The organism is Streptomyces sp. NPDC051907 (assembly GCF_040681075.1).
Lineage (GTDB): Bacteria > Actinomycetota > Actinomycetes > Streptomycetales > Streptomycetaceae > Streptomyces.
In genome coordinates this window covers 110,195-123,356 of the sequence record NZ_JBFAYB010000007.1, presented here as the reverse complement: position 1 = coordinate 123,356, position 13,162 = coordinate 110,195, and the positions used below count along the sequence as shown (strand labels likewise).

Here is a 13,162-nt window from a genome sequence, read left to right as displayed (position 1 = left end):
TTCCATCAGGGGGGACCTGAACGTCATGCCCAGAAACAATCCGTCGGTCCGTGTCCGCCGTACCGTCTCACGCGCCGTGGTGGGCGCCACCGCGATGGCCGCGGCCCTCACCGTGACGGCGCAGAGCGCTGCGTACGCCGTGCCGACGCCTGCGCACACGCAGGCGCGGGCGGCCGGCATCGGCACCACCGAGACGCAGCGCGTCGACGCGGCCGCCGTAGTCCGCCTGGACCCGACGGCGGACGTGCTGCTGCTGAGCGACTACGACTTCATCCACGCCCTGTGGCAGAAGGCGAGCGACGCGGGAGAGAAGCTGGACTCGGTGCGCACGGCGGCCGAGAAGGCCATGGCGAGCACCCTGCCCGCCGACCACGTCGCATACATCGTCACGGGCATCCACGAGGCCAACCGGCAGGACCAGCAGCGCGAGCGCGACAAAGCCGAGGCCGAGCGCGCGGCGCGGCTCGCCCGCAGCCAGGCCCTCGTCGTCATCGGCATCCCGAGCACCCCGGAGCTGCTCGCCCTCAGCGACGACAACTTCATCCGGGCCGTCCTCCGGCACGAGGCCTCAGGCCCCGAGGTGCGCGCCGCCGCAATGCGGGCACTGGCCGCCGACGCGGCCGCCTGGCGGGAGTTCATCGTCAACGGCGCACGCGAGGCCCACAAGAAGGATGTGGCGAGGGAGCTCGAAGAACTCGAGGAGAAGAACCGCAAGGAAGCGGAGCTCCGCAAGAACCAGGCCGCCCGCAAGAACGTGGCCGCACTGTTCCGTGTCCCCATGTCGCAGAGCCTGCTCGACGTCAGCGACGACAACTTCATCCGCGAGATGCTGCGCATGGCGCCCGCGGACCTGAAGAACTCCGAGCTGTACCGGGCCGCCCAGAAGGCCGTGCTCAGCACGAAGGCGTCGGACTGGCTGGACTTCCTCTACACCGGCGCCGACGCGGCCTACAAGCGCGACGACGAGGCGCGGCGCAAGAAGCTGGCGGAGGCCAACCGGGTGCTGGCCCGGCAGATCCTCGAAGCGGCCAAGCAGACCGGGTTCAACCCGAACCTGGTGGCGTCGGCGCAGAAGGCGCTCGCGGCCGGCGACGTGCAGGTCGCGGAGTTCCTCTCGGAGGAGGGCCAGCGGCGGGCCAGGCGGCAGTCCCTTTCGATCGGGTCGGCGGTGGCCCCCTCGACGTGGAAGCCGATCCGGCACGGCCGGGTGGACGGTGGCGCGGCTTCCGTCAGCCCGGTGACCTCGGCCAGCCCGCTGGCGTGGCGGGAGGACGCGACATGGCTCGTGGTTCCTTCGCTGTCGGGGCAGGCCGGCTGCTATTCGTTCGAGGCGGCGAGCAAGCCCGGCCACTACCTCAAGGGCGACGAGACCAAGGGCCTGGTGACCCTGGCGGCGGACAACAACACCGAGACGTTCCGCGACAGCGCCACCTGGTGCGCCCGTATGAAGGGCTGGCCGCAGAGCAGGGCCTCGGCAGCCTGGTTCATCTGGGGCGGTTCGCCCCATGAGGGGACCCAGGTGGCGATCAGCCAGCGCTCCGAGCTCGTCAACCATGGTCCCTGGTCGGACGACATCGATCTGCGGGCCCACCCGGCGTGGGAGATCACGGCGCCGCTCGCCCCGTGACGGGCGCCCGGCCGGCCCCCCGCGCTGCGGGGCGCCGTCCGGACCGGGCTGGTCGCCTGCTGCGACTCAGCGTCCGGGCAGGACCGTCTCGGGATCCCGGGCAGACCTGCCGTATAGCGAACATCTCAAGGCCAGGGCCGAAGCACCGCTGATCAGCGGTGCTTCGGCCCTGGCCGTTTCGGCGCAGGAGCCGTTCAGGTGCGCGCCTCGACTCCGTACCCGAGCCTGCTCAGGCAGTAGACGCGGTCGGCCACGGTCAGGCGGTGAACACCTCCCGCCGCAGATCCTCTCCAGCTCAGCGGACACGTCCCCGTGTGTATGTCCACCCGCAACCGCAGTATCCGCGCGCCCTCCTCCCGGCTGACGTCCTATGGGCCCGGCGACTGCGTCAGGCGAGCGGCCGAACCGCCGTGAGGAGGCGAGTTTTTCGCGTACTTCTCGGCCTTGACACCACCAGGGGCCGGACCCACCATTGGCGTTGCGCAGCTCGCACTTTGTTTCACCATACGCACCGGGACTCATCGAGGTGTCATGAGGATTCTCGTCTGCTCCCTTGCGGATCTGCCGCCGGGAGAAGCCCACCGGATCGAGACCGATCCGCCCATCACGGTCTTCCACACGGAAGAGGGTGAGGTCTACGCCATCGACGACACATGCACCCATCAGGACGCGTCCCTCGCGGACGGCTGGCTGGAAGGCTGCTGGGTCGAGTGCCCCTTGCACGCCTCCAGGTTCGACCTGCGCACCGGCTGCGCCGACGCCCCGCCGGCCAAGCGGCCCGTGCGCACGCACCAGATCGTCGTCGAGGACGGGATGATCTACGTGGTGCCGTCCGACGCCGAGCCCAACCTGCCGCCGAACATCGCCGCGCGGCTCGCCGGAGGACGGACATGAAGACCATAGCCGTCGTCGGCGCGTCGCTGGCGGGCCTCTCGGCCGCCCGCTCGCTGCGCAAGCAGGGCTACGACCAGCGGCTGGTCGTCATCGGAGAGGAAGCGCACCGCCCGTACGACCGGCCCCCGCTGTCCAAGGAGTTCCTCGCCGGGGACATCGACGAGCCCGCCCTGTCGCTGGAGATGGAGGACGAGGATCTCGACGCCGAGTGGCTGCTGGGAGCAAGGGCGATCGGCCTCGACCTCCGGCAGCGCGGCGTCGTGCTCGGCGACGGCCGACGGGTCCACGCGGACGGCGTCGTCATCGCCACCGGAGCGGCCGCCCGACGTCTGCCGGGCACGGCGGACCTCACCGGCGTCCACGTGCTGCGGACCCTCGACGACGCCCTGGCGCTGCGCCGGGACCTGGCTCTGGGAGGCCGTCTGGTCGTCATCGGCGGCGGCTTCATCGGAGCGGAGGTGGCCTCGACCGCACACACCCTGGGCCTGGACGTCACGATCGTCGAGGCGGGCGAGGCGCCGCTCGCGGGCGTCTTCGGCAAGGCCATGGCCGCCTCGCTCGCCGGTCTGCACGCCGCCAACGGCGTCAAGCTCCTCACGGGGACGGGCGTGCGCTCTCTCACCGGCCGGGGCCGGGTGCGCGGCGTCCTCCTCCACGACGGGACCGTCGTCCCCGCGGACACGGTCGTCGTCGGCATCGGCGCCGTTCCGTGCGTCGACTGGCTGCGCGACTCCGGCGTCCGGCTGAGCAACGGCGTCCACTGCGGTCCCAGCGGCCTCACCGATGTGCCGGGAGTCGTCGCGGTCGGCGACTGCGCCAACTGGTACGACCCCACGACCGGTTCCCACCGTCGTGTGGAGCATTGGACGGGCGCCCGCGAGCTCGCCGCGGCCGCGGCCGCCGCCCTGCTCGATCCGGCCACACCGGACCCCGAGCCCAAGCCGCCGTACTTCTGGTCCGACCAGTACGGCACGCGCATCCAGTTCGCGGGCAACGGCAGTCTGGCCGACTCGGTGGCCGTCGAGGAGGGCGCGGTCGACGACGGCAGCTTCGTCGCGGTCTACCGGCGCCAGGACACCCCCGTCGCCGTGCTGGGCGTCAATGCGACGCGGACGTTCACCCGCTGGCGCCGGCAGCTGATGTCCGGCGTGCCCAGCAGGGCCGCTGCACGGTGACCGTGCTGCCGCTCAGCGGCAGGGGCAGCGGCAGCGGCGAGGAGTTCCCGCCCGCGTACGGGGACGTCCTCAGCGACATCTGGCAGCCGTAGCCGCCTGTCGTACGCACACGGTGCCCCCGCCGGACCTCGGTCCAGCGGGGGCGCCGTGCCGCCCGACTCACCCCGCGCCGTGCACGTACTCCGTCGCCGCGTCCACCAGCCAGTCGGCCAGGTAGCCCGCGAACGACGACCGGACCAGCACCCAGTACCCCGGAACCCTGCTCTCCCTGGGCACCAGCACCACCTGGGTGCGGGCCAGGGTCGTCTGGGCGCACTGTCCGTGGCCGAACTCCCGGGGGTGCAGGTCGATCGGACAGCCGTGGGCGAGCAGGTCGCGGGCCCGGGGGCCGCCCACCAGCACCGTGGTGCGCTGGGCGGAGACGTCCACGACGGAGCCGTGCTCGGTCCCCAGGGCTGCGAGAAGGTCCAGTTGGAGGAGCTCGCGCGTCTCGGGCGGTCCGACGACCAGCCATTCGTCGGGGCCCAGCCACAGAACGGTCAAGTGGCCTGTGCGGACGATGGTGTTGGGCTCGGTCGGCAGGGGCGCGCCGAGCGCGATCCCCACGGCGTCGGCCGCCGGGCCCTTGGGGTCCAGGCGGACGTCGAGCTGAGTGAGGCAGGGCAGTTCGGCGAGCCGCACGGCGCCCCGCGAGGCGCGGGTCGCGGCGGACAGCCGGACGGCCGCGTGGGCCAGCGGGCTGCGCCGGGGGATGGTGTCAGCCGTCACGGCGTGCTCCTTCCGGGTCGTAGAGGACGGGGCCGGTGACCTTCACCGGGACCAGGGTGTCGCCGACGGGCGCGTACAGCCGGTCGCCGATGCGCTCGCGGCCGCCGCGGATCAGGGCGAGCGCGAAGGTGCTGCCGAGCGCCGCGCTGCGGTAGCTGGAGGTGACGTGGCCGAGCATCGGCACCGGCGGCCTCGGGAGCGTGTCGGCGGCGATGAGGTGTGTTCCCTCGGGGAGGAGGGTCTCCGGGTCCTCGGGCAGCAGGCCCACCAGGTGCTTGCGGTCGGGGCGGCTCGTGTCGGGGCGCGCGAAGGAGCGCTTGCCGATGAAGTCGGGCTTCTTCTTCGACACCACCCAGCTCATGCCGAGGTCCTGCGGGGTGACGGTGCCGTCGGTGTCCTGGCCGACGATCGGGTAGCCCTTCTCCGCCCGCAGGACGTGCATGGTCTCGGTGCCGTACGGCGTGATGCCCAGCGGTCCGCCCGCCTCGTGCAGAGCGGTCCACAGCGCCTCCGCCTCCCAGGGGGAGACGTTGATCTCGAAGGCGAGCTCTCCGGAGAAGCTGATCCGGCACACTCTCGCCGCGATGCCGGCGACCTGCGTGTCTCTCCAGGCCATGAAGGGGAAGCTGTCGCTGTCGACCGCGAGGCCGGGGGCGAGCCGGCCCAGCAGCTCGCGGGAGCGCGGACCGACCAGGGCGACGGTGGCCCACTGCTCGGTGACCGAGGTGCAGTGGACGCGCAGCTCCGGCCACTCGGTCTGGAGCCACTCCTCCATCCAGTCCAGGACGGCGGCTGCGTTTCCGGTGGTGGTCGTGACCAGATAGCCGTTCTCCGAGATCCGGATGACGGTTCCGTCGTCGAAGACCATGCCGTCGGGCCGGCACATCACGCCGTACCGGATCATGCCGGTCTTCAGCGTGCTCATCATGTTGGTGTAGAGGCGGTCGAGGAAGATCCCGGCGTCGGGGCCGACGACCTCGATCTTGCCGAGGGTGGAGGCGTCCATGAAGGCGACGCCTTCACGGGCGGCGCGGCATTCGCGCAGCACCGCCGTCTCCATGTCCTCGCCGTCCAGCGGGTAGTACCAGGGGCGCTTCCACTGGCCGACGTTCTCGAACAGCGCGCCGTGGGCGACATGCCAGGCGTGCAGTGCGGTGATGCGGACGGGGTCGTGGAGCACACCGCGGTTCCGGCCGGCCAGGGCGGCGAAGGAGACGGGGGTGAAGGGAGGACGGAAGGTGGTGGTGCCCATCGTGGCCATGTCCACGCCGAGCAGATGGGCGACGACCCCGCTGGTCAGCACACCGGAGGTCTTGCCCTGGTCGTGGGCGGTACCGGCCGTGGTGTAGCGCTTGAGGTGCTCGGAGGAGGTGAGTCCCGCGCCTGTTCCGCGGCGGAGGTCCTCGACGGTGACGTCCCGTTGGAGGTCCACGAAGTGCGTGGAGTGGTCGCCGTCCGCCGCCGGCACGACGAAGACGTGGTCGGGTCGGCAGACCTGCGGCGCCGGGTCGGGGCTCGGCAGGGGCAGGTCCGCGCGCTCGGAGAAGCCCTCGGCCGTAAGGGCCCGCCGCGCCGCCGCGCGCCCGCCGGTCAGGCACTCGGCCAGGTACAGGGCACCGGCTGCCGCGCCGACGGCCTCGACCGCCTGGGGGCTGGACATCGGCACGAAGGAGCCGACCCCCTCGTCGTACCGCAGCCGGCCGCCCGCCTGGCTGTACAGGTGCACGACGGGGTTCCAGCCGCCGGACACCAGCAGCAGGTCGGCGTCGATCCGCCGGGCCGCATCCGGGTCGCCGGCCGCCGCGACGGTCACGGACGTCACCCTCGGGTCGCCGGTCGTGCCGATGACGACATGGCCCGGGAGGACGTCGATGCCAGCCTCCTCGGCGCGGCGCGACCACTCCCCCAGCCGGGTGCGGGCGTCGACGATCGCGGCGATCTCCACTCCGGCGGCGGCCAGGTCCAGAGCCGCCTCGTAGGCGCTGTCGTTGGCGGTGAACACGACCGCCCGGCGTCCGGCCGCGACGCCGTAGCGCGCCGCGTACGTGCGCGCCGCTCCGGCGAGCATCACACCCGGCCGGTCGTTGCCCGCGAAGGCCAGGGAGCGCTCGTACGCCCCGGTCGCCAGGATCACCCGCTGCGCCCTGATCCGCCAGACCCGCTCCCGCGCCTCGTGGTCGGGGGCGCGCCAGCCCAGGTGGTTGGTGCGCCGCTCGACGGCGAGCAGATAGTTGTCGTCGTAGTGGCCGAAGACGGTGGTGCGCCGCAGCACGCGGACCTCGGGCGTCGCCTCGAGGTCGCGCACGACGTCCGCGGCCCAGTCGGCTCCTGGAGCTCCGTCCAGTCGTTCTCCGGTGCCCAGCAGGCTGCCGCCGGGCTCGGGCTGCTCGTCGGCGAGGATCACGCGCGCGCCTGCGGCCGCAGCCGCGTTCGCGGCCGCGAGGCCCGCGGGACCCGCGCCGACGACGAGGACGTCGCAGTGGGCGTGCACGGCGTCGTAGCGGGCGGGGTCCGGCTCGGTGGAGAGCCGTCCCTGGCCGGGCAGGCTGCCGGCGACGAGGCCGTCGTACAGCTCGACGGTCGTCGCGGTCAGCATGGGCTCCATGAAGGGGGCCTCGATCTGGACGACGGCGTTGGGCTCCTCGCTGCCCGCGGCGAAGACGCCGCGGGGCCGGCCGAGCTTCACACTCGTGCCCGCCTGGTGGACGCCGTTGGCGAGGAGGGCCGAGGCGAGTGTGTCGCCCCGGTGTCCCTCGTAGGAGACGCCGTCGAAGACGAAGCACAGGGTCTCGTCGCGCGCGACGCGTCCGCGGTCGGGCAGGCGGAAGGGCTGCGAGGTCATGCGATCACCGGCCTCGGCTCGCCGATCCGGTACACGGCGAGGAATTCGTTGGTCGCCGTGTCCCGGACGGCGTTGAACCATCTGCGGCAGCCCTGCGCGTGGCTCCACCGCTCGGCGAAGGGTCCTTTGGGGTTGTCGCGGAAGAAGAGGTAGCGGGCCCATTCCTCGTCGGTCAGGGCGGCGGGGTCCTCGGGGTAGGGCAGGTGCGCCTGGCCGCCGTAGTGGAACTCGGCTTCGTCGCGTGGCCCGCACCAGGGGCAGGAGATGAGCACCATGTCTGGCTCCTCAGTGGGCCACCGCTGCCGCGCCGTGCTCGTCGACGAGCGCGCCAGTGGTGAAGCGTTCCAGGGAAAAGGGCTGGTTCAGCGGGTGCGGCGCGTCGTGGGCGATCGTGTGGGCGAAGACCGACCCGACGCCGGGGGTGGCCTTGAATCCACCGGTGCCCCAGCCGCAGTTGAGGTACAGGTTCTCGACGGGGGTGAGTCCGACGATCGGCGAGGCGTCCGGGCTGACGTCGACGATGCCGCCCCAGGTGCGCAGGACGTGCGCGCGGGCGAAGACGGGGAAGAGCTCGAGGGCCGCGGCCATCTGGTGCTCGATGATGTGGAACGCTCCACGCTGGGTGTACGCGTTGTACGCGTCGATGCCGGCGCCCATGACGAGCTCGCCCTTGTGCGCCTGACTGACGTACACGTGCACGGCGTTCGACATCACCACGGTGGGGTGGACGGGCTCCAGAAGCTCGGAGACGAGAGCCTGGAGGGGGTGGCTCTGGAGCGGCAGGTCGAAGCCCGCCATCCGCGCCAGCACCGAGGAGTGCCCGGCCGCGCAGAGCGCCACCTTGCCGGCGGCGATCGTCCCCAGCGAGGTCTGGACGCCGACCACCCGTCCGTCGCGCACGTCGAGGCCGGTGACCTCGCAGTTCTGGATCAGGTCGACCCCGGCGGCGTCGGCGGAGCGGGCCAGTCCCCAGGCCACGTAGTCGTGCTTGGCGATGCCCGCCCTCGGCTGGTAGGTGGCTCCCATGACGGGGTAGCGCACATCGGGCGAGACGTTGACGATCGGGCAGACCTCTTTGACCTGCTGGGGGTCCAGCCATTCGGCGTCGACGCCGTTGAGCCGGTTGGCCTCCACGCGCCGCACGCTGTCGCGGACGTCCTGGAGGCTGTGGGCGAGGTTGAGCACACCGCGCTGGGAGAACAGGATGGGGTAGTCGAGCTCCTCCTCCAGGCCTTCCCACAGCTTCAGTGCGTGCTCGTAGATGCCGGCGCTCTCGTCCCACAGGTAGTTGGAGCGGATGATGGTGGTGTTGCGGGCCATGTTCCCGCCGCCCAGCCAGCCCCGCTCCAGCACGGCCACATCGGTGATGCCGTGGTTCTTCGCCAGGTAGTGGGCGGTGGCCAGACCGTGCCCGCCTCCGCCGACGATCACCACGTCGTAGGACTTCTTCGGGGCGGGGGTGCGCCAGAGCCAGTCCGGGTGCTCGGGGATGTCCGCACCGGGGGTACGAGGCGTCATGACATGCCTCCTGCGAGGGCCGGGTAGCGGGGGCGCCGGTCGGCGGGCTGGGTACGGACGGCGGCCGCGGTCCGGCGGCCGTCGAGGATCTGTGCGGTCACATGCTTCCCTTCAGGGGCCCGAGCAGGCGCAACGGGAGGGCTCAGCCGCGCAGGCGGCTCATGGAGGGGTCGAAGAGGGGCTCCTCGGCCACGACCGCCCGTACGCGCTCGCCGAAGTAGCCGATGTCGAGGGCCTTGCCGGGCGTGCAGAGGCCCGCGGGCAGCCAGGCGTAGGCGATGCCCTTGCCGATGGTGTAGCCGTACGCGGCGCTGGTGACGTACCCGACGCAGGCCGCTCCGTCGTACACCGGCTCCTTGCCCATCACGACGTCGTGCGGGTCGTCGACGGTGAGACAGGCCAGGCGGCGGGTCACCGACTCGGCGCGCCGCTCCAGGGCGGCACGTCCGACGAAGTCGCCCTTGGCGGTCTTGACCGCGAAGGCCAGGCCCGCCTCGTACGGATCGTGCTCATAGGTCATGTCGGCGCCGAAGGAGCGGTACCCCTTCTCCAGCCGCAGGCTGTTGAAGGCGCCCCGGCCCGCGGCGATCCCGCCGTGCGGGCGCGCCGCCTCCCAGAGGGTGTCCCAGAGCTTGAGGCCCATGTCCGCCGTGGTGTACAGCTCCCATCCCAGCTCGCCCACATAGCTCAGACGCAGGGCGGTGACCGGCACGGCTCCGATGTGGGTCCGCTTGGCCTGGAAGTAGCGCAGTCCCGCGTTGGAGAAGTCGTCCCGGGTCAGCGGCTGGAGCACATCGCGCGCCTTGGGGCCCCACAGGCCGATGCAGCAGGTGCCGGCGGTGATGTCGCGGACGGCGACGGAGCCGTCGGCGGGGGCGTGGCTCTGGAACCAGACGATGTCGAGGTTGCCGTTGCCGCCGACCTGGAAGCGGTCGCGGCCGAGCCGGGCGACGGTGATGTCGCTGCGGATACCGCCGTCCTCGTCGAGCATCAGGGCGTACGTCACGGAGCCGACGGCCCGGTCGACGTTGCCGGTGGTGAGCCGCTGGAGGAAGGCGCCCGCGCCGCGTCCGGCGACCTCGATGCGCTTGAGCGCCGTCATGTCGTACAGGGCGACGCTCTCCCGTGTGGCCTGGGCCTCCGCGGCGACGATCGGGGACCAGTGTCGGGCCGCCCACTCGTTCGGGGTCGGGATGTCCCGGCCCGCGACCAGGGACTCGTTGGCCTCGTACCACTGCGGACGCTCCCAGCCGGACGCCTCCAGGAACACCGCGCCGAGTTCGCGCTGGCGCTCGTGGAAGGGGCTGGTGCGCATCGGCCGCGGGGCGCCCGGCGGCTGGAGCGGGTGGAGGATGTCGTAGACCTCGACGAAGTTCTGGCAGTCGCGGGCCAGGACGTAGTCGGGCGCGAGCTGGTGCTCCTCGAAGCGGTTGACGTCGCACTCGTGCAGGTCGAAGGTCGAGCAGTGGCCGTCGACGAGCCACTCCGCCATGGCCCTGCCCACCCCGGCGGAGTGGGTGACCCACACGGCCTCGGCGACCCAGAAGCCCTTGACGTCGGGCGACTCGCCGAGCAGCGGCATACCGTCGGTGGTGAAGGAGAAGAGGCCGTTGATGCCTTCCTCCACCTTGGCCTCACGCGTACAGGGCAGCAGGTCCCGCGTCTGCGTCCACGCCTCGGCGAAGTCGTCCTCGGTGAAGCGCAGCACGGAGGGCATCTCCTCCGCGTCGTCGAACGAGACGATGTCGTCGGCGGACACCGGCATGGGCCGGTGGCCGTAGTAGCCGATGCCGAGCCGGTCGTAGCGGTCGCGGTAGTAGAGGTCCGCGTCCTGGTGGCGCAGGATCGGCCGGACGGCCTCCTCGCTCTGGCCGGCGAGCGCCGGGACGGGGCCCGTCCAGGCCAGCTGGTGGGCGAGCGGGGTCAGGGGCAGGTTCATGCCGACCATGCGGGCCACCTTGGGGCCCCAGATACCGGCGCAGCACACCACGATGTCGGCGGGGATCTCGCCCTGGTCGGTGACGACCGCGATGACCCGCTCTCGTCCGGACTCCTCGCTCGTGCGGACGTCGAGCACCTCGTGCCGGGGCAGGAGGCGCACCCCGCGCTCCCTGGCCCGCGCGAGCTGGGCGTCCACCGCGAGGACGGCCTTGGCGAGGCCGTCCGTGGGGACGTGCAGGCCTCCCAGGACCCGCTCGGGCGCCAGCAGCGGGTGCAGCTCGACGCACTCCTCGGGGGTCAGCAGGCGGGCCTCGACGCCCCATGACGTGACCCAGCCGTGCCGCCGGCGCAGCTCCTTCAGGCGTTCGGGGGTGGTGGCCACCTCCAGGCCGCCGACCTGGTCGAAGCACGCCCGGCCGTCGACTTCCAGGGAGGAGAGCTTCTCGACGGTGTACCGGGCCATCTCGGTCATGGCCTTCGACGGGTTGACCTGGAAAACCAGCCCCGGGGCGTGGGACGACGAGCCGCCGGTGACCGGCAAGGGCCCCTGGTCGACGACGGTCACCTTGTCCCACCCCCGGGAGGACAGCTCGTCGGCCAGTGCCGCTCCCACCACACCGGCTCCGACGATTACCACCTGCGGCCCTGCCATCGCCTAACCTCCCGTTGCTATTAGCGCAACATGATTCAGGTTGCGCAACACACACTGCCTGGCTCGAGACGAGGGTGTCAAGGGCTGGATTCCAGCCCGGGAAATCCGTGTCCGGCACGGCAAAACGCCGTGCCCGGGCGGCCGTTATGACAGCTCGCGGGCACGGCGTCTCCGTGGCGCCTGGGGTCGCGATCCGACTACAGCCCCTTGGCGGACGAGGCGGCGTGCTCGGCGAGCACTCCGGTGCGGTGACGCTGGATGAACCAGTAGTAGGCGAAGCCGCCGAACGCGATCACTCCGACGAACAGCACCGCTCCCCAGCGCAGGTACCAGTGGTAGGGAGCCGCGGCGTTGTAGACGGCGCCGCGCGGCCAGATGAGGTTGACGGTCATGGCCGCTCCCCAGAGCACGGCGACGATGTTCACCAGCAGGCCCCAGCGGCCCAGGGAGAACTTGCCCTCGGCCGGCTTCCATCTGCCCCGCAGCCGCGCCACCAGCATGGGCCCGGTGACCAGCAGATACGCCACGTAGATCATGACGATGCCGATACTGGTGACCACCGTGAAGATCTGCGGCTGACGGATGTTGACCACCAGGATCGCGAGGGCGAGGACTCCGATGATCACGGTCGGCAGCACCGGGGTGCCGAAGCGCGGGCTCACCTTCGCCAGGCGCACGGACCCCGGCAGGTTGTTGTCCCGGGCCATGGCGAAGGCCAGCCGGACGGCGGCCGTGTGGACGGCGAGGGCGCATACGGTGACGGCGATCAGCACGCACCACAGCATCGCCTGCCCGGCCGTGGGGCCGAGGACGTCCATGACCACGTACTGCAGTCCGTCGGTGGAGATCTTGTCGCCCTTCAGGCTGGAGACGCTCATCAGGGCGAGGATCAGGATGAGCCCGCCCAGCACGAAGGAGGCGACGATCGCGCGGATGATGGCCCGCGGGGCGTTGCGCGAGGGGTCCAGGGACTCCTCGCCGAGCGAGGCGGCGGTGTCGAAGCCGTACATCACATAGGCGGAGGCGAGCGAGGCGATGAGGAACGCGCCCAGATAGCCGAAGGGCTGGCCGTCTCCGGTTCCGGCCGTGTCCATGACGACCTCGGGACCGCGCACCACGTTGACGCCGAGCAGCACGATCAGCACGACCGTCGCGATCAGCTCGAGGAAGACGCCCGCAGTGTTGATCCTCGCCATCAGCTTGACGCCGAAGGCGTTCACCAGCGTGGTGAAGAGGATCAGGACCGCCGCGAGGAGGACCGCGTTGGCCGGTACGTCGTAGCGCCCCGTGCCGTCCCCGACGATCTGGAAGGCGGAGGATATCTGCGGCAGCGTCAGCTGGTAGGCGAGGGCGACGGCCGCGATCGACACGACCGAGGCGAGGAGCATCATCCAGCCCGCCAGCCAGCCGATGTGCGGATTGCCCATCTTCTTGGCCCAGTTGTAGATGCTGCCGGCCACCGGATAGCGGGCGGCCAGCTCCGCGAAGCACAGGGCGACCATGAACTGCCCGACGAAGACCATCGGCCACGACCACCAGTAGGCGGGGCCGCCGCTGGCGAAGCCGAAGTAGAAGAGCTGGAACGTGCCGGTGAGGATGGAGATGTACGAGATGCCGGCGGCGAAGGTGTGGAAGTTCCCGAGGGTGCGCTTGAGCTCGGGCCGGTAGCCGAACTCCGCGAGTTCGGCGTCGTCGTCGGCCTGCGCTGGGGCCGGCGGACGGCCGGGCGGGGCAGTAGTCATGGC

General features: G+C 71.5%; 7 protein-coding genes and 1 pseudogene. 3 read left to right on the top strand and 5 right to left on the bottom strand.

Translation table 11 applies throughout. The annotated features are described in order from the left end of the window. Window positions 1-25 precede the first annotated feature (25 nt). The 3 genes from AB0M39_RS07245 to AB0M39_RS07235 all read left to right on the top strand — a co-directional run bounded on the left by AB0M39_RS07245 (window position 26) and on the right by AB0M39_RS07235 (window position 3,696). The gene (locus tag AB0M39_RS07245) at window positions 26-1,627 is read left to right on the top strand and encodes an AbfB domain-containing protein (RefSeq protein WP_365361093.1); all 1,602 of its coding nucleotides are present in this window, start codon (window positions 26-28) and stop codon (window positions 1,625-1,627) included. A 531-nt stretch (window positions 1,628-2,158) separates the two neighbouring features. Then, complete coding sequence (locus tag AB0M39_RS07240; protein ID WP_365361091.1) at window positions 2,159-2,521, top strand: bifunctional 3-phenylpropionate/cinnamic acid dioxygenase ferredoxin subunit; 363 nt, start codon at window positions 2,159-2,161, stop codon at window positions 2,519-2,521. Then, complete coding sequence (locus AB0M39_RS07235) at window positions 2,518-3,696, top strand: FAD-dependent oxidoreductase (RefSeq protein ID WP_365361089.1); 1,179 nt, start codon at window positions 2,518-2,520, stop codon at window positions 3,694-3,696. The genes AB0M39_RS07240 and AB0M39_RS07235 overlap by 4 nt, the downstream gene beginning before the upstream one ends. Window positions 3,697-3,855: 159 nt before the next feature. Here the strand turns inward: AB0M39_RS07235 and AB0M39_RS07230 are convergent, their stop codons facing one another. The 5 genes and pseudogenes from AB0M39_RS07230 to AB0M39_RS07210 all read right to left on the bottom strand — a co-directional run bounded on the left by AB0M39_RS07230 (window position 3,856) and on the right by AB0M39_RS07210 (window position 13,159). Next, window positions 3,856-4,464, bottom strand: coding sequence for a sarcosine oxidase subunit gamma family protein (locus AB0M39_RS07230; protein ID WP_365361087.1), 609 nt, complete (start codon window positions 4,462-4,464; stop codon window positions 3,856-3,858). Next, window positions 4,454-7,581, bottom strand: a pseudogene (locus tag AB0M39_RS07225) (sarcosine oxidase subunit alpha family protein). The gene AB0M39_RS07230 and the pseudogene AB0M39_RS07225 overlap by 11 nt, the downstream one beginning before the upstream one ends. A gap of 10 nt (window positions 7,582-7,591) precedes the next feature. Further along, complete coding sequence (locus tag AB0M39_RS07220; protein WP_365361085.1) at window positions 7,592-8,824, bottom strand: sarcosine oxidase subunit beta family protein; 1,233 nt, start codon at window positions 8,822-8,824, stop codon at window positions 7,592-7,594. Between the two features lie 142 nt (window positions 8,825-8,966). Further along, window positions 8,967-11,417 carry an FAD-dependent oxidoreductase gene (locus AB0M39_RS07215; protein ID WP_365361083.1) on the bottom strand — a complete coding sequence of 817 codons (2,451 nt, stop codon included), beginning with the start codon at window positions 11,415-11,417 and terminating at the stop codon, window positions 8,967-8,969. Between the two features lie 197 nt (window positions 11,418-11,614). Then, window positions 11,615-13,159, bottom strand: coding sequence for an amino acid permease (locus AB0M39_RS07210; protein ID WP_365361081.1), 1,545 nt, complete (start codon window positions 13,157-13,159; stop codon window positions 11,615-11,617). Window positions 13,160-13,162 lie beyond the last annotated feature (3 nt).

Bases quoted from the DNA above. Each gene is read 5' to 3' on its own strand.
- AB0M39_RS07240 (WP_365361091.1), top strand. From the start codon at position 2,159: ATGAGGATTCTCGTCTGCTCCCTTGCGGATCTGCCGCCGGGAGAAGCC.
- AB0M39_RS07210 (WP_365361081.1), bottom strand. From the start codon at position 13,159: ATGACTACTGCCCCGCCCGGCCGTCCGCCGGCCCCAGCGCAGGCCGAC.
- AB0M39_RS07215 (WP_365361083.1), bottom strand. From the start codon at position 11,417: ATGGCAGGGCCGCAGGTGGTAATCGTCGGAGCCGGTGTGGTGGGAGCG.
- AB0M39_RS07235 (WP_365361089.1), top strand. From the start codon at position 2,518: ATGAAGACCATAGCCGTCGTCGGCGCGTCGCTGGCGGGCCTCTCGGCC.
- AB0M39_RS07245 (WP_365361093.1), top strand. From the start codon at position 26: ATGCCCAGAAACAATCCGTCGGTCCGTGTCCGCCGTACCGTCTCACGC.
- AB0M39_RS07220 (WP_365361085.1), bottom strand. From the start codon at position 8,824: ATGACGCCTCGTACCCCCGGTGCGGACATCCCCGAGCACCCGGACTGG.